A 17,904-nucleotide genomic window follows, 5' to 3' on the forward strand; every position below is an offset into this window, starting at 1 on the left:
AATAAGGATATATGGAAGAATTACGTACACTAAATATTTCAGAAATCCATCCCAATCCCTATCAGCCAAGAATTCATTTTGATGAAAAGGAGCTACTTGAGCTCGCTCAATCCATTAAGGAAAATGGCTTAATTCAACCGATTATTGTAAGAAAATCTTCTATTATCGGATACGAATTATTAGCTGGAGAAAGAAGGTTGCGAGCCAGTCAATTAGCTGGACTGACTACAATACCAGCAGTGGTAAAAGAACTGACTGATGATGATTTACTCTATCAGGCTATCATAGAGAATCTGCAGCGTTCTAACTTAAATCCGATAGAAGAAGCAGCCTCTTATCAAAAATTGATTAGTAGAGGGTTAACACATGATGAAGTTGCTCAAATCATGGGAAAATCAAGACCATATATCAGTAATTTATTGCGCCTACTAAATCTATCATCTCAGACTAAACAAGCTGTAGAAGAAGGAAAAATTTCACAAGGGCACGCGCGACAATTGGTATCATTTTCAGAAGAAAAGCAAGCCGAATGGGTTCAACTCATTTTATCAAAAGATTTAAGTGTGCGTACGCTTGAAAAATTAATAGCTGCAAATAAGAAAAAACACACTAAGCTTAAACAACGCGACCAATTTTTAAAAGAACAGGAAGATTCACTCAGTAAAACTCTTGGAACAACTACAAAAATTCTCAAGAAGAAAAACGGGAGCGGAGAAATTCGAATTAGCTTTAATGACCTCGATGAATTCGAAAGAATTATCAACAATTTTAAATAGACTTGTTTACAATTTATTTTTATAAACACTCTTTTCCACACTAAAATCATTACAAAAAGTCAGGACCAGCAAAGGTTCTGACTTTTATTCACATCTTGTGGAAAACTTTTCTTAACAGTATGGATTTTTAAAATTATCTGTGGAAAACTTTTATTTTTTATGGTACACTATTCTAACGAATATAATGTGAAAGGGGGAAAATATGAACCAAGAACAACTTTTTTGGCAACGATTTATTGAATTAGCAAAAGTAAATTTTAAGCCATCTATTTATGATTTTTATGTCGCTGATGCAAAATTACTCGGAATCAACCAGCAAGTTGCCAATATTTTCTTAAATCGTCCATTTAAAAAAGATTTCTGGGAAAAAAACTTCGAAGAGTTAATGATTGCCGCTAGTTTTGAAATCTACGGCGAGCCTCTTGCCATCCAATATCAATTTACAGAGGATGAACAGGAGATTAAGAACATTACAAACGCAAGAAGTTCAGTAGTTCACCAGGTACAGACACCTGAGCCGGCTACGCCTCAAGAAACTTTTAAACCGGTTCATTCTGATATAAAATCCCAGTACACCTTTGCTAATTTTGTACAAGGAGACAATAATCACTGGGCAAAGGCTGCAGCTTTAGCTGTATCTGATAACCTAGGTGAGCTCTACAATCCCTTATTCATTTTTGGTGGTCCTGGTCTTGGAAAAACTCATATTTTAAATGCGATTGGAAATAAGGTTCTAGCTGATAATCCCCAGGCAAGGATAAAATATGTCTCATCGGAAACATTCATCAATGAATTTTTAGAACACCTCCGTCTCAATGATATGGAAAGTTTCAAAAAAACCTATCGCAATCTGGACTTACTTCTAATTGATGACATTCAGTCTCTCCGTAATAAAGCAACAACACAGGAAGAATTTTTCCATACTTTTAATGCGCTTCATGAAAAAAATAAGCAGATTGTACTCACAAGCGACCGTAATCCTGATCACTTAGACAATTTGGAAGAAAGACTAGTAACACGTTTCAAATGGGGGTTAACCAGTGAAATCACTCCACCTGATTTTGAAACACGTATCGCAATTTTACGTAACAAGTGCGAGAACCTGCCTTATAACTTTACAAATGAGACGCTATCCTATCTAGCTGGGCAATTTGATTCGAACGTGCGTGACCTTGAAGGTGCCTTAAAAGATATCCATTTGATAGCCACTATGCGGCAACTGTCTGAGATAAGTGTCGAGGTTGCTGCTGAAGCTATTCGATCAAGAAAACAAACAAATCCACAAAACATGGTTATTCCTATTGAGAAAATCCAAACCGAAGTGGGAAATTTCTACGGTGTCAGCTTGAAAGAATTAAAAGGTTCTAAGCGTGTTCAACATATCGTTCACGCGCGACAAGTTGCTATGTTTTTAGCACGTGAAATGACAGACAATTCCCTTCCAAAAATTGGGAAAGAATTTGGTAATCGAGACCATACAACCGTTATGCATGCATACAATAAAATAAAAACTCTCCTCTTGGATGATGAGAATTTAGAAATAGAGATTACCAGTATAAAAAATAAACTTCGTTAACCTGTGTATAACTTTTCAAAAAAGCTCTGTTTTTTCCACAAGTTGTGAACAAGTTAATTTCCGCAGTTTTATTGGTCTTTCATCACTTTTCCACAGAATACACAGAGACTACTATTACTATTAACCTTATAGATAATAAATAAAGGAGAATCCATGATTCAATTTTCTATTAATAAAAATATATTTCTACAAGCACTTAGTATTACTAAACGGGCAATCAGTACAAAAAATGCTATTCCAATTCTTTCAACAGTAAAAATTACAGTAACTAGTGAAGGGATTACTTTAACTGGTTCAAATGGACAAATCTCGATTGAACATTTTATTTCTATTCAAGATGAAAATGCAGGACTTTTGATCAGTTCTCCAGGCTCCATTCTCTTAGAAGCTGGTTTCTTTATTAATGTCGTATCCAGCATGCCGGATTTAGTCCTTGACTTCAATGAAATTGAACAAAAGCAAATCGTTTTGACAAGTGGTAAGTCTGAAATCACATTAAAGGGAAAAGAAGCAGAACAGTATCCTCGTTTACAGGAAGTTCCAACTTCAAAACCATTGGTGTTAGAAACCAAAGTATTAAAACAAACAATTAATGAAACAGCATTTGCAGCGTCTACACAAGAAAGTCGTCCTATTCTTACGGGTGTTCATTTTGTTTTAACAGAAAATAAAAATCTAAAAACTGTTGCAACAGATTCACACCGTATGAGCCAACGGAAATTGGTCCTTGATACATCTGGTGATGATTTTAATGTTGTCATTCCAAGTCGTTCTCTCCGTGAATTTACTGCAGTTTTTACAGATGATATTGAAACAGTAGAAGTTTTCTTTTCAAATAATCAAATCCTTTTTAGAAGTGAGCATATTAGCTTCTATACACGCTTATTAGAAGGTACCTACCCGGATACCGACCGCTTAATTCCAACTGAGTTTAAAACAACTGCAATTTTTGATACTGCAAATCTTCGTCACTCGATGGAGCGTGCTCGTCTTCTTTCAAATGCAACCCAAAATGGTACAGTAAAACTAGAAATTGCTAATAATGTTGTATCGGCTCATGTAAATTCTCCAGAAGTTGGACGTGTGAATGAGGAATTAGATACTGTAGAAGTATCAGGTGAAGACTTAGTAATCAGCTTTAACCCAACTTACTTGATAGAAGCATTGAAAGCCACAACTAGTGAACAAGTGAAAATTAGCTTTATCTCTTCTGTCCGTCCATTTACATTGATTCCCAATAATGAAGGGGAAGATTTTATTCAATTGGTTACACCAGTTCGTACCAACTAAATAATATTAAGAACGGCTAAACTAGCCGTTTTTATGTTATACTAAAAAATAGCATCTAGCTTATTTTTATATATTTAGTGATGGGGAATAAATGACGTTATATATATTAGCTAATCCTAATGCTGGTAGCCATACTGCTGAACACATCATATTCAAAATAAAAGAAAGTTATCCACAGCTTGCAGTTAACATTTTTATGACAGTTGGGCCTGAGGATGAAAAAAGTCAAATCGAGGCTATTTTAAAGGAGTTTGTCAGTAGTGAGGACCAATTAATGATTTTAGGCGGAGACGGCACACTATCTAAAGCTTTGCGTTTTTGGCCAGCTAGTCTACCGTTTGCTTATTATCCAACAGGATCTGGAAATGATTTTGCAAAAGCAATGAATATAACATCGCTCTATAGAAGTGTAGATGCCATTTTAGAGGGAAAAACAAGTCGGATATATGTTTTAAACAGTTCATACGGAACGGTTGTAAATAGTGTGGATTTTGGCTTTGCAGCTCAAGTTGTCAATGGTTCAACGAATTCAATTTTGAAAAAAATTCTGAACAAGGTAAAACTTGGGAGGTTAACTTATCTATTCTTTGGTATTAAAACATTATTTTCAAAACAAGCTATAAACTTAGAATTAACTCTTGATGAAAAATCTTATCAGTTAGATAATCTCTTTTTTATTTCTGTAGCAAATAGTCTTTATTTTGGTGGAGGAATCATGATATGGCCAACAGCAAGTGCTAAAAAGAAGGAAGTAGATATTGTTTACTTCAAAAATGGAAATTTCTACCAACGTCTACAATCATTGTTAGCCTTATTAACGAAGAGGCATGAATCTTCTCATACAATTCAGCATTTAACAGGGGTAGATGTAGTTTTAAAATCAATAGAAAAATTATTATTGCAAATAGATGGAGAGATATGCACTGCAAATGAGGTAACGTTAACCTATCAGGAAAGAAGTATGTATCTTTAAGGAGGAAGTATGTATCAATTAGGATCCTTTGTCGAAATGAAAAAGCCTCATGCCTGTGTCATCAAATCGACCGGCAAGAAGGCCAATAAGTGGGAGGTTATCCGTCTAGGAGCGGATATTAAAATCCGCTGTACCAACTGTGACCATGTTGTTATGATGAGCCGGCATGATTTTGAACGAAAAATGAAACAAGTTCTACCAAGTAAAGCCTAGTTGACAGTTTGCAACTGCTGGTTGCGAGTTTTTCCTAAAAATTGCTAGTCAACTGTTCTTTTCTACACTATAATAGACTTAGAAAAAAGAGGAGGACAAGACCATGAATCAGTTAGCACAGCAAATTCGAGTTTTACGCACATCCAAGAACCTATCCCAAGATGACTTAGCAGAGAAACTCTATATTTCCTGTCAGGCTGTTTCCAAGTGGGAAAATGGCGAAGCAACGCCAGATATTGACAAACTGGTCCAGCTAGCAGAAATCTTTGGTGTTAGTCTGGATTATTTGGTTTTAGGAAAAGAGCCTGAGAAGGAAATTTTGGTGGAACAAAGAGGAAAAATGAATGTTTGGGAGTTTCTTGCTAATTATTGGTGGGTTCTTATCCCAATCATGATAATAGCCTTTGGCTTATTTGCTGCAGCGATGAGAATTTTGCAGAAATTTTGATAAATCTTACAATCCTGTCATTTGGCAGGATTTTTCTCATCTTTTCTGCTATAATAGTCATGATTGAATTTTTAATTGGAGAGTAAAAAAACATGGCTTTAACAGCAGGAATCGTCGGTTTACCAAACGTTGGTAAATCAACCTTATTTAACGCAATTACCAAGGCAGGAGCTGAGGCGGCAAACTACCCTTTCGCAACCATTGATCCAAACGTCGGCATGGTGGAAGTGCCTGATGAGCGTTTGCAGAAGTTGACGGAGCTCATCACCCCTAAAAAGACAGTTCCAACGACTTTTGAATTTACCGATATTGCTGGTATCGTAAAAGGTGCTTCTAAAGGTGAGGGGCTTGGAAATAAATTCTTGGCCAATATCCGTGAGGTTGATGCCATTGTCCACGTGGTGCGTGCCTTTGATGATGAAAATGTTATGCGTGAGCAAGGCCGTGAAGACGCTTTTGTGGATCCAATCGCTGATATTGATACCATTAACCTAGAATTGATTTTGGCGGATCTAGAGAGCATCAACAAGCGTTATGCGCGTGTAGAAAAAATGGCCCGTACGCAAAAAGACAAGGATTCTGTGGCAGAATTTGCAGTTCTTGAAAAAATCAAACCTGTCCTAGAAGATGGAAAATCTGCTCGTACAGTTGATTTCACAGATGAAGAACAAAAAATCGTTAAGCAACTCTTCCTCTTGACCACTAAACCAGTCCTCTATGTTGCCAACGTCGATGAAGACAAGGTAGCAGATCCTGAGTCTATCAGTTATGTTCAGCAAATCCGTGACTTTGCAGCAACAGAAAATGCAGAAGTGGTGGTGATTTCTGCGCGTGCAGAAGAAGAAATTTCAGAACTCGACGATGAAGACAAGGGCGAGTTTTTAGAAGCACTCGGATTAACAGAATCTGGCGTGGACAAATTAACACGTGCAGCCTATCACTTACTTGGACTTGGCACCTACTTTACAGCAGGGGAGAAGGAAGTTCGTGCTTGGACCTTCAAGCGTGGCATGAAAGCTCCTCAGTGTGCAGGCATTATCCATTCAGACTTCGAAAAAGGTTTTATCCGTGCCGTCACCATGTCCTATGATGATTTGATTCAATATGGCTCTGAAAAGGCTGTTAAAGAAGCAGGACGCCTCCGTGAAGAAGGAAAAGAGTACGTGGTTCAAGATGGGGACATCATGGAGTTCCGCTTTAACGTTTGATGGCTAAACTGTCCTTATTCTTCGTTGTTTTACCTTGCATACCGTCAGTATTGTCTGCGGTTTCAACGCCTAGACTAAGAACAGTTTATCGCATCAAAGAGGATGATTACTTGGTTGGAAAGCTTTTTCCAGCCTTTTGGTATTTAAGGAGAAAAAATGACACGATTGATCATCGGTCTGGGAAATCCCGGAGACCGCTATTTTGAAACCAAGCACAATGTCGGCTTTATGCTGCTGGATAAGATTGCTAAACGTGAAAATGTGACCTTTAGTCACGATAAGATTTTCCAAGCAGACATTGCCACTACCTTTATTGACGGTGAAAAAATCTATCTAGTAAAGCCAACGACCTTCATGAACGAATCAGGTAAGGCTGTTCATGCCCTGATGACCTACTATGGTTTGGATGAGACAGATATTCTGGTGGCTTACGATGATTTGGACATGGCTGTTGGGAAAATCCGTTTCCGTCAAAAAGGCTCAGCAGGTGGCCACAATGGGATTAAATCTATTGTCAAGCATATTGGAACACAGGAATTTGACCGTATCAAGATTGGTATTGGGCGTCCTAAAGGAAAAATGAGCGTTGTAAACCATGTCTTGTCTGGTTTTGACACAGAAGACCGTATTGAAATCGACTTAGCACTAGATAAACTTGACAAGGCTGTCAACGTATATCTCGAAGAAGATGATTTTGATACAGTAATGAGAAAGTTTAACGGATAATGAATATACTCGATTTACTTCACAAGAACAAGCAAATCAATCAGTGGCAGTCTGGCTTAAACAAGTTAACTCGCCAACTATTATTAGGACTCACTGGAACCAGTAAGTCATTAGTTATGGCGACTGCCTATGATTGTTTGGCCGAAAAGATTATGATTGTGACTGCTACTCAAAATGATGCTGAGAAATTAGTTGCAGATTTAACAGCCATCGTTGGAAGTGAGAATGTTTACAACTTTTTTACAGATGATAGTCCTATTGCCGAGTTTGTTTTTGCATCAAAAGAACGGGCTCAATCAAGGATTGACAGTTTAAATTTCTTGACAGATTCTACTAGTTCAGGAATTTTGGTTGCTAGTATGGCTGCTTGTCGGGTCTTATTGCCGAGTCCTGAGACTTATAAAGGTTCTAAAATACAGCTTGAAGTTGGTCAAGAAATAGAAGTTGACAAACTTGTAAAGAATCTTGTCAACATCGGCTACAAAAAAGTGTCTCGTGTATTAACCCAGGGAGAATTTAGCCAACGAGGTGATATTCTAGATATTTTTGACATGCAAGCAGAAACTCCTAACCGAATAGAATTTTTTGGAGATGAGATTGATGGCATTCGTATCTTTGATGTTGACAGTCAAAAATCCTTAGAAAATCTAGACGAAATCTCGATCTCTCCAGCTTCCGATATCATTTTGTCTTCAGAAGACTATAGTAGGGCTCGCCAATCCATTCAGACAGCTATTGAACAATCGCATATAGAAGAGCAGCAGTCTTATTTACGAGAAGTTTTAGCGGACATGCAGACGGAGTACCGGCATCCAGATTTGCGTAAATTCTTGTCCTGTATCTATGAACAATCATGGACGTTGTTGGATTATTTGCCAAAGGGTTCTCCCTTATTTTTGGATGATTTTCATAAAATCGCTGATAAGCAGGCTCAATTTGAAAAAGAAATTGCAGACTTGTTGACAGATGATTTACAGAAGGGTAAAACAGTGTCAAGTTTGAAATATTTTGCCTCAACTTACGCTGAATTGAGAAAATACAAACCTGCCACCTTCTTTTCAAGTTTTCAAAAAGGTTTAGGCAATGTAAAGTTTGATGCTCTTTATCAATTCACACAGCATCCTATGCAGGAATTTTTCCACCAGATTCCATTGTTAAAAGATGAATTGACTCGGTATGCGAAATCAAACAATACCGTTGTTATTCAAGCGAGTTCTGATGTGAGTTTACAGACTTTACAGAAAACTTTACAAGAGTATGATATCCATCTTCCAGTACATGTAGCAGATAAGTTAGTAGAAGGTCAGCAACAAGTGATCATTGGACAGCTAGCTTCTGGATTTCATTTGATGGATGAGAAGTTAGTTCTTATTACTGAAAAAGAGATTTTTAATAAAAAGATTAAGCGTAAGGTCCGTAGAACTAATATTTCTAATGCTGAGCGTATTAAGGACTATAGTGAGCTAGCTGTTGGTGACTATGTTGTCCACCATGTCCATGGTATTGGCCAATATTTAGGGATAGAAACCATTGAAATCTCAGGCATCCATCGTGACTACGTGACTGTGCAGTATCAAAATGCAGACCGCATCTCCATTCCAGTAGAACAGATTGATCTACTTTCTAAATATCTAGCATCCGATGGAAAAGCTCCAAAAGTCAATAAACTAAACGATGGCCGTTTCCAACGAACCAAACAAAAGGTTCAAAAGCAGGTGGAGGACATTGCGGATGATTTGATCAAGCTTTATGCTGAGCGTAGCCAACTGAAGGGTTTTGCTTTTTCGCCTGACGATGACAATCAGGTGGAATTTGATAACTACTTTACACACGTGGAAACAGATGATCAACTCCGTTCTATTGATGAAATCAAAAAGGATATGGAAAAGGATTCTCCAATGGATCGTCTTTTGGTTGGGGATGTCGGTTTTGGTAAGACAGAGGTAGCCATGCGGGCTGCCTTCAAGGCAGTCAATGATGGCAAACAAGTAGCTATCCTTGTTCCAACCACAGTTTTAGCCCAACAACACTATGCTAATTTCCAGGAACGATTTGCTGAATTTCCTGTCAATGTCGATGTCTTGAGTCGTTTTAAAACAAAAGCAGAGCAAGAAAAAACGCTTGAAAAGCTAAAAAAAGGTCAAGTTGACATCATCATTGGTACCCATAGGCTTTTATCTAAAGATGTTGTGTTTGCTGATTTAGGTTTACTGGTCATTGACGAAGAGCAACGGTTTGGTGTCAAGCATAAGGAACGCTTGAAGGAATTGAAAAAGAAAATAGATGTCCTAACCCTAACTGCAACTCCAATTCCTCGGACATTGCAAATGTCCATGTTGGGAATCCGCGACTTATCAGTAATTGAGACTCCACCGACAAATCGCTATCCTGTACAAACTTATGTGATGGAAACAAATCCTTCCGTTATCCGAGATGCAATGCTTCGTGAGATAGATCGCGGAGGACAGGTTTACTATCTTTACAATAAAGTTGACACCATTGAACAGAAAGTATCTGAATTAAAAGAATTGGTTCCAGAAGCTAGCATCGGTTATGTCCATGGTCAAATGTCGGAAATTCAGCTAGAAAATACCCTTTATGCCTTTGTAGAAGGTGAGTATGATATTCTAGTGACCACAACAATCATTGAAACCGGTGTTGATATTCCAAATGCTAATACACTGTTTATTGAAAATGCAGATCATATGGGACTGTCAACTCTTTATCAACTTAGAGGACGTGTTGGTCGTTCCAGTCGGATTGCCTATGCCTATCTCATGTACCGTCCAGACAAGTCCTTGACAGAAGTAGCTGAAAAGCGCTTGGAAGCCATTAAGGGCTTTACAGAACTAGGATCAGGTTTCAAGATTGCCATGCAAGATTTGTCCATTCGTGGTGCGGGAAATATTTTAGGTGCTGCTCAGTCAGGTTTTATTGATTCTGTGGGATATGAGATGTATTCACAATTGCTGGAACAAGCCATCTTGGAAAAACAAGGTAAGGCAACCCAACGTCAGAAGAGTAATTCAGAGGTCAATTTACAGATTGATGCCTATTTACCAAGTGATTATATTGGTGATCAGCGACAAAAAATTGAAATTTACAAGCGTATAAAGAATATTGACAGTCGTGTAAACTATCAAGAATTACAAGAAGAATTGATTGACCGTTTTGGAGAGTATCCTGATGTAGTAGCCTACTTGCTTGAAATCGGTCTATTGAAGTCATTTTTAGACCAAGTTTTCTGTCATACAGTTCTTAGACGACAACATCAAGTGACAGTAACATTTGAACCTATGGCTGGTCAAATTTTCCTAACGCAAGATTACTTTGAAGCTTTATCTGTGACAAATTTGAAAGCTCAGATAACGGAAAATAAAGGAAAACTAGCTGTTGTGTTTAACATTCAACTGAAAAAAGAATATGAAATATTAGAGGAATTGATTTCTTTTGCCGAAAAATTAAAAGAAATTAAAGCAAGGAAAGCAGAATAAATTTCTCAATTAAATGAAAAAATGGTAAAATATATAGTTGAGGTAAAGTATGAGACTAGATAAATATTTGAAAGTATCCCGCATTATCAAGCGTCGAACAGTTGCGAAGGAAGTTGCCGATAAAGGACGAATAAAAGTCAATGGGATTTTGGCTAAATCTTCAACAGATTTAAAAGTAAATGATCAGGTTGAAATCCAATTTGGTAATAAACTACTCACTGTAAAAGTACTTGAAATGAAAGATTCGACTAAAAAAGAAGACGCACTGAAAATGTATGAAATTATCTGTGAAAAAAGGATAGAAAAAGATGAAGAAATCTAAAATTCTACAACTGAATAATGCCTTTATTCAGTCGGAGCGTAAAAAAACTCAGCATCAATTGGCAGAACGCCAACAAAAAAATCGTTTTATGGGTGCGATCCTCATTCTAGTTATCTTTCTTTTTATGTTGCCTGCCTATAATCTTGTTGGGACTTACACTAATATTCAGCAACAGGAAAAGAAACTTGCTGAATTGGAAAAAAATTACGAAGAACTGACCAAAGAACAGAAGCAGGAAGCAGAGATGGTTGCAAAATTGAAAAATGAGGAATACGCAGCAAAGTATGTTCGGGCTAAGTATCAATACTCTAAAGAAGGGGAATTTGTCTACAATATTCCAGGGTTACCAAAATGACCGAATCTATTTTTAAAATTGTAGAGCAATTTTTACAGCATTCTGATGAAAAATTAGAAGAGTTGAATCAAAAGAATAGAGAATTAAAGTTAGAAGAAAATGAATCGTAGAAAGGAGGGAGTATGCAGAAGAAACTGCTCGTATGGTTATTGCCAGTTTTATTTGGATGGCAGGTGGTCGATAGTACAGAAATACCATTTGAACTCACAGCGCAAGAAGAATACGAATTGACTCATACTATCTATGATCAGTATTTTCAAACTATCCCTCAAAACCCAAATGTTTTTCAAACTGAGAATCTTTATTCGGATGAAGAACTGACTATAGCAGGTGGACAATTACAGCCGAACCAACGTTTTTCTATTACGGATGTTCTAGTCAATAGCAAAAAAGAATTGGTTTTCCAAATAGATGACAAGGGTTACATTCTTGCAAGTAGGCATCTACTATTTGATGATGTAATTGTTACAGAAACTACTGTTGAGCAAACTTATTGGACAAAAAAAGGTTTCACATTGTTAACCTCACCAATTGCTAACGAAGCTACGGAAATAAAAAATGATTTACAACCCTATCAAGCTGTTATGGTTTCTAAAATTGTGACAACTTCCCTAGGTGATTTTGCCTATGTTACAGATAAAGGTTGGATTGCAGTAAATAATCTTTCTAAAACGGATAATAGAGTAGAAGCCGTTCAAGAGTTGTTGACTAACAAATATTCCAAAGATACTATTGGTATATATGTGAAACAATTGTCAACAGGTCAAACTGCAGGTGTAAATCAAGAGAAACTATTCTATTCTGCCAGCATTGCTAAACTACCAATTCTTTATTACGTTCAAGAGCAACTGAATGCTGGGTATATTGATTTGACTACTAAAGTGAAATATACAACCGAATCTATATCCTTCCCAGGAGCTTATGTTGCTGGAGGAAGTGGCTCACTGTCAAAAACTCCTGACAATAAAGATTATTCAGTGGAAGAATTAATCAATAAGACTGCTAAAGAGTCAGATAATGTAGCTAGTAATTTACTTTCTTATTATGTAGCTAATAAATTCGATTCCAATTTTTATCAAGTAATAACTGCTAAAACAGGTAGTGAGTGGAGTATGGTTACACGTGAAACTTCAGCTGAAATCGCAGGTAAAATGATGGAAGCCTTATATATTCAAAATGGCTATGTGCTAGAAAGTTTGTTATCTACTCAATTTGATAATCAACGTATTTCGAAAGACATCTCAGTTCCAGTTGCTCATAAAATTGGCGATGCAGACGATGTCAAACACGATGTAGCGATTGTTTACGCAGGGTCTCCTTTTGTTTTATCTATTTTTACAGATAAATCAAATTATGATGAGATTACACAAATTGCAAATGATATTTACGGGATTTTAAAGTAAATGAAAGATAGATTTTTAAAAGTGACACTGGATGGTCACTTTTTTGATAAACATAAGAAAGTACTAGTAGCCGTATCTGGTGGGTTAGATTCTATGAACCTATTCCATCTTTTATACGAATGCAAACAAGTGTTAGGGATTGAACTTGGAATTGCCCATATTAATCATGGACAGAGAGAAGAATCTGTCATTGAGGAAAAATATCTTAGACAGTTAGCAGAAGAAAGTAATGTTCCCTTTTACCTGTCCTATTTTGAAGGTGATTTTTCAGAAGAAGCGGCGCGAAAATGGCGTTATGGATTTTTTGCTACAATCATGGAGAAGGAAGGCTACACTGCACTAGTGACAGCCCACCATGCAGATGATCAAGCAGAAACTGTCTTTATGCGATTGATTAGAGGAGGGCGTTTACGTCACTTATCAGCAATTCAACCGACTCAGCCTTTTGCAACAGGGGAACTTATCCGACCACTTTTATCTTTTAAAAAGGCAGATTTTGAAAAGCTATTTCATTTTGAAGATTGCAGCAATGCAGATTTCAAATATTTTCGAAATAGAGTCAGAAATGACTATTTACCAAAGTTAAAACAGGAAAATCCTAAAATCGAACTTACTCTCAATAATCTTGCAGTTGATACAAATAATCTATTTCAAGCGCTAAGAGATTTGACACAGGATTTATCCGTTACAGATGTGATGAGTTTTCAACAACAGACACCTGCGGTACAAAGTTATCTATTAGAGGAATATTTTGAAAAATTTCCTGATTTACAGCTCTCTCGTCCACAATTTAATGAAGTATTACACATCTTGCGTTCAAAAGCTAACTACTATCATTTATTGAAAAATGATTACATGTTAGAGAAGGATTATCATCGTTTTCAAATTTATAAAATAGGACCAGAGACGGATAGTCAACCAGAAAAAATCATGATAAAATCAGAGGGTATTTTTTCTTACGGTTCATATATTTTTTCTCTCAATCATCCTTTGGAAGAAGCGGATAGTATTTTATATTTTCCTACAGAAAATCCAATTGTAGTGAGGAGAAGGCAGGCTGGGGATACCATTTTAATAAACGGAGTAAATAAAAAACTCCGCCGTTGGTTTATTGATAATAAAATCTCACAGAGAGTTCGACAAAATGCACTTATTATCGAGCAGAATGGAGAAATTTATGGAATTACGAATCTTGTTAGCAGTGATTTGAGTAAATCAGTAAAAAATGATATAATCAAAGCTACCTTATATATAAAAATGAAAGAGTAGAACAACTATGTTGGACAAAGATATTAAGAAAATTCTTGTTTCAGAAGAAGAAATCGTTGCAAAATGCAAAGAACTCGGTCAAATTCTAGCAACAGACTATGCAGATAAGAATCCTATTCTTGTAGGAATTTTAAAAGGTTCTATCCCATTTATGGCAGAATTAATGAAACATATTAATGCCCATGTAGAAACGGATTATATGGTTGTTTCTAGCTACCATGGCGGAACGGAGAGTAGCGGTACCGTTAAGATTATCAAGGATTTGGACAATAGTGTTGCAGGTCGCCACATTATCTTTGTTGAAGATATTATTGATACTGGTCGCACATTAAAAGAATTGAAAGAACTCTTTGCTTTGCGTCAGGCAGCTTCTATAAAAATTGCCACTCTTCTTGATAAACCAGAAGGTCGTGTTGTTGAAATCGAGCCAGACTACACTTGCTTTACTATTCCAAATGAATTTGTAGTTGGATTTGGCTTAGATTATGATGAAAATTATCGTAATCTTCCTTATGTTGGTGTACTCAAAGAGGAAGTTTACACAAAATAGAAAAAGGTTTCCTACTATATTATGAACAATCAACCAAATAAAGGATTTATAAAAAATCCTTTTCTCATTATTCTAGTTATTGCGACTATCCTAACAGCATTCCAGTTTTTTAACGCTGGTCAGCAAGTAGCAACTCAAGAAGTCAGTTATTCACAAGTAGTAACTGAATTGAAAAATAATAATGTATCTGAAATTACTTATCAACCAAATTCAAGTGTTATTGAAATTACTGGTAAGTACAAAAAAGAACAGGAAGCTAAAGATGAGTTAGCTTCAACTATTAAGTTATTCCAAGTTTCTAGTAAAGTTAAGTATAAAAACTTTAAATCACTAATTTTACCGTCAGAAACGAATTTGTCAGAGCTACAAGCTCTTGCAAATGAAAATGGAGTAAAGGTTACTATTAAACCTGAAAGTTCAAATGGACTTTGGTTAAATATCGTCTTTAATTTGTTACCGCTTATCATTGCTGGTGTATTCTTCATGATGATGATGAACCAGGGTGGTGGCGGAGCTCGGGGTGCCATGAACTTTGGGCGAAACAAGGCAAAAGCTCTTGAGCAAAGCAATATCAAAGTTCGTTTCTCAGATGTTGCAGGTGCAGAAGAAGAAAAACAAGAATTGGTAGAAGTGGTAGAATTTTTGAAAGATCCTAAACGCTTTACCAAACTTGGTGCCCGTATTCCAGCAGGTGTCTTATTAGAGGGACCTCCAGGAACAGGTAAAACTCTTTTGGCAAAAGCAGTAGCGGGTGAAGCGGGTGTGCCATTCTTCTCCATTTCTGGTTCAGATTTTGTTGAAATGTTTGTTGGTGTCGGTGCCAGCCGTGTTCGTTCATTATTTGAAGATGCAAAAAAAGCAGCACCAGCCATTATTTTCATCGATGAAATCGATGCTGTCGGTCGCCAACGTGGTGTCGGCATGGGTGGTGGTAACGATGAACGTGAACAAACCCTCAACCAACTCTTAATTGAAATGGATGGTTTTGAAGGGAACGAAGGGATTATTGTCATTGCCGCAACCAACCGTAGTGATGTTTTAGACCCTGCCCTTCTTCGTCCAGGTCGTTTTGACCGTAAAGTATTGGTTGGTCGTCCGGATGTTAAAGGACGTGAAGCAATCCTTAAAGTTCATGCGAAGAATAAACCACTAGCAGCAGATGTAGATTTGAAATTAGTAGCACAACAAACACCAGGATTTGTTGGTGCAGATTTAGAGAATGTTCTTAACGAAGCAGCCCTTGTAGCTGCACGTCGAAACAAGACTGTCATTGATGCTTCAGATATTGACGAAGCAGAAGATCGTGTTATTGCAGGTCCATCTAAGAAAGACCGTCAAGTTTCAGCCAAAGAACGCGAAATCGTTGCCTACCATGAAGCAGGTCATACGATTGTCGGTCTTGTCTTGTCAAATGCGCGTGAAGTTCATAAAGTTACTATTGTACCACGTGGCCGCGCAGGTGGATACATGATTGCCCTTCCTAAAGAAGATCAAATGCTTCTTTCTAAAGAAGATATGAAGGAGCAATTAGCTGGGCTTATGGGTGGTCGTGTAGCAGAAGAAATTATCTTTAATACTCAAACCACAGGTGCTTCAAATGACTTTGAACAAGCTACACAGATGGCGCGTGCTATGGTTGCAGAATATGGTATGAGTGAAAAAATGGGACCAATGCAGTATGAAGGTAGTCATGCTATGTTTGGTGGCCAGACAACTCATAAACATATTTCTGAGCAAACTGCATATGAGTTAGATAATGAAGTACGCGATTTGTTAAATGAAGCTCGCAACAAAGCAGCTGAAATTATTCAGTCTAATCGCGAAACTCATAAACTAATCGCAGAAGCATTGCTCAAATACGAAACCCTAGACAGTGTTCAAATTAAATCTCTCTATGAAACAGGCAAAATGCCAGAGAATATTGAACGTGATGATGAAGATGTTCATCCCCTTTCTTATGAAGAGGTAAAAGAGAAAATTAATACGAAAGAGTAGTATAAAAATACTCTGGGCAAGACATTCCATAACGGATCTGCCTTCACTCTCAACCACTAAAATAACCACAAAGCCTTCGCTAAGTACATAATCTTGGCGAGGGCTTTTTTACATGATACACATCAGAAACAGGGCATTTACAAGAAAAACGAATCAATAGTTATTTATCTCAATCTTAGAACTATACCAAATAACTCCCTTCTGAAACAGAATGCAATGCTTGTCATAGAGTATCAATAGCAAACGTACTTTAAAAAAGAAAAATCAAATAAAGTATGCTAGACAAAAATGTCCTGTAGAAAGACAGCACTTTTCGATAAACTTAAACCATCAACAAAAGGAGATTAAGAAATGGAATTCGAAAAAGTGTACGCAAGCGTCAAAGGTATTGTAAACAAGGCTCGAAAAGAGTTTTACATTAAACTATGGGATCGAGATGATTGGGAACAAGAAGGAATGATGACCTTGTTTGAATTGTTGGAAGCTCAACCGTGGCTAGTTGATGAACAAGTTCAATTATATTGTTATTTTAAAGTCAAGTTCAGAAATCGAATCAAGGATCGTATCCGCAAACAGGAAAGTCAAAAACGCAAGTTTGACCGTATGCCACATGAAGATATTCACGAATTATCTCACGCAATACAATCACCGGGATTGATAAACGATGAACTATTAATGCTAAGAGGTGCCTTGAGAGATTATCGAAAAAATCTGAGTAATGATCAACTTGATAAATACGAAAAATTAGTTAGCGGACAATGTTTTAATGGTCGTCGTGAAATGATACGTGATTTACAAATTCATTTGAAAGACTTTCGCTAAAGCTAGTTACTAACATCACGTTAATCGAATTAAGAAATTGGGCAGAAGCACCATAAAAAGTTCTGTTCAGTTTCTTTTTATATAGGTTATAGCAAAGAGAAGAAGGAATAGGAGAAAAAACAAATTATCTACATAGAACTTTCAGTGTAAAAAAATCCCAAAACCGGTTGACAAAGTATATAAGTCGTGATAGAATAACTGAGTTGTCTCTTGAGGGACTGGTTAATAGAGGAACAAAAAAAAGTTTCGAAAAAGTGTTGACAAGACCATCAGAAGATGATAGAATGAATGAGTTGTCAAATCTAAGACAAGTCACCACAGAAAAGAAATTAAAAAAAGTTTCAAAAAAAGTGTTGACAAGAAGTTGAAGAAATGATAAACTAAGATAGTTGTCGCGAGAGCGATGGACAAGACCTTTGAAAATTAAAGAAGACGAACCAAACGTGCAGGGTGATTTATCTAAGGATAAATCGTCAATGACAAA

The 17,904-nt window shown here is 36.8% G+C and carries 17 protein-coding genes; all 17 read left to right on the plus strand.

Going from position 1 to position 17,904, the window contains the following annotated elements:
* Positions 1-11: 11 nt before the first annotated feature.
* A complete protein-coding gene (locus P7J49_RS05615; protein WP_029186209.1) occupies positions 12-776 on the plus strand; it encodes a ParB/RepB/Spo0J family partition protein in 765 nt (254 codons plus the stop codon).
* Between the two features lie 202 nt (positions 777-978).
* Positions 979-2,352: a chromosomal replication initiator protein DnaA gene (dnaA, locus tag P7J49_RS05620; protein ID WP_024384308.1), complete on the plus strand. Its 1,374-nt coding sequence runs from the start codon at positions 979-981 to the stop codon at positions 2,350-2,352.
* 153 nt (positions 2,353-2,505) lie between these two features.
* Positions 2,506-3,642 carry a DNA polymerase III subunit beta gene (gene dnaN, locus P7J49_RS05625; RefSeq protein ID WP_004194538.1) on the plus strand — a complete coding sequence of 379 codons (1,137 nt, stop codon included), beginning with the start codon at positions 2,506-2,508 and terminating at the stop codon, positions 3,640-3,642.
* Positions 3,643-3,733: 91 nt separating this feature from the next.
* Positions 3,734-4,615, plus strand: coding sequence for a diacylglycerol/lipid kinase family protein (locus P7J49_RS05630; protein WP_029186207.1), 882 nt, complete (start codon positions 3,734-3,736; stop codon positions 4,613-4,615).
* Between the two features lie 9 nt (positions 4,616-4,624).
* Entirely contained in the window at positions 4,625-4,828 is a 204-nt protein-coding gene (locus tag P7J49_RS05635; RefSeq protein WP_172043789.1) for a DUF951 family protein, read from the plus strand.
* A 103-nt stretch (positions 4,829-4,931) separates the two neighbouring features.
* Entirely contained in the window at positions 4,932-5,276 is a 345-nt protein-coding gene (locus P7J49_RS05640; protein WP_408569876.1) for a helix-turn-helix domain-containing protein, read from the plus strand.
* A gap of 92 nt (positions 5,277-5,368) precedes the next feature.
* Positions 5,369-6,484 carry a redox-regulated ATPase YchF gene (ychF, locus tag P7J49_RS05645; RefSeq protein WP_014637241.1) on the plus strand — a complete coding sequence of 372 codons (1,116 nt, stop codon included), beginning with the start codon at positions 5,369-5,371 and terminating at the stop codon, positions 6,482-6,484.
* A gap of 156 nt (positions 6,485-6,640) precedes the next feature.
* On the plus strand, positions 6,641-7,210 hold the full coding sequence (gene pth, locus P7J49_RS05650; protein ID WP_172000996.1) for an aminoacyl-tRNA hydrolase: 570 nt from the start codon (positions 6,641-6,643) through the stop codon (positions 7,208-7,210).
* Positions 7,210-10,704 carry a transcription-repair coupling factor gene (gene mfd, locus P7J49_RS05655; protein ID WP_408569878.1) on the plus strand — a complete coding sequence of 1,165 codons (3,495 nt, stop codon included), beginning with the start codon at positions 7,210-7,212 and terminating at the stop codon, positions 10,702-10,704. Before pth ends, mfd begins: the two co-directional genes overlap by 1 nt.
* A gap of 49 nt (positions 10,705-10,753) precedes the next feature.
* Positions 10,754-11,026 carry an RNA-binding S4 domain-containing protein gene (locus tag P7J49_RS05660; RefSeq protein ID WP_408569880.1) on the plus strand — a complete coding sequence of 91 codons (273 nt, stop codon included), beginning with the start codon at positions 10,754-10,756 and terminating at the stop codon, positions 11,024-11,026.
* Positions 11,013-11,381, plus strand: a complete 369-nt coding sequence (locus P7J49_RS05665) for an FtsB family cell division protein (RefSeq protein WP_004194327.1) — start codon at positions 11,013-11,015, stop codon at positions 11,379-11,381. Before P7J49_RS05660 ends, P7J49_RS05665 begins: the two co-directional genes overlap by 14 nt.
* A complete protein-coding gene (locus tag P7J49_RS05670; RefSeq protein ID WP_004194325.1) occupies positions 11,378-11,491 on the plus strand; it encodes an SP_0009 family protein in 114 nt (37 codons plus the stop codon). Before P7J49_RS05665 ends, P7J49_RS05670 begins: the two co-directional genes overlap by 4 nt.
* A 12-nt stretch (positions 11,492-11,503) precedes the next feature.
* Positions 11,504-12,784 carry a serine hydrolase gene (locus tag P7J49_RS05675; RefSeq protein WP_408569882.1) on the plus strand — a complete coding sequence of 427 codons (1,281 nt, stop codon included), beginning with the start codon at positions 11,504-11,506 and terminating at the stop codon, positions 12,782-12,784.
* On the plus strand, positions 12,785-14,053 hold the full coding sequence (tilS, locus tag P7J49_RS05680) for a tRNA lysidine(34) synthetase TilS (RefSeq protein WP_408569884.1): 1,269 nt from the start codon (positions 12,785-12,787) through the stop codon (positions 14,051-14,053).
* Between the two features lie 7 nt (positions 14,054-14,060).
* Complete coding sequence (gene hpt / locus P7J49_RS05685; RefSeq protein ID WP_408569886.1) at positions 14,061-14,603, plus strand: hypoxanthine phosphoribosyltransferase; 543 nt, start codon at positions 14,061-14,063, stop codon at positions 14,601-14,603.
* 21 nt (positions 14,604-14,624) lie between these two features.
* On the plus strand, positions 14,625-16,598 hold the full coding sequence (gene ftsH, locus P7J49_RS05690) for an ATP-dependent zinc metalloprotease FtsH (protein WP_408569888.1): 1,974 nt from the start codon (positions 14,625-14,627) through the stop codon (positions 16,596-16,598).
* A gap of 351 nt (positions 16,599-16,949) precedes the next feature.
* Positions 16,950-17,420 carry a sigma-70 family RNA polymerase sigma factor gene (locus tag P7J49_RS05695; protein ID WP_408569890.1) on the plus strand — a complete coding sequence of 157 codons (471 nt, stop codon included), beginning with the start codon at positions 16,950-16,952 and terminating at the stop codon, positions 17,418-17,420.
* Positions 17,421-17,904 lie beyond the last annotated feature (484 nt).

It is taken from the genome of Streptococcus suis, assembly GCF_046032515.1.
GTDB lineage: Bacteria > Bacillota > Bacilli > Lactobacillales > Streptococcaceae > Streptococcus > Streptococcus suis_AL.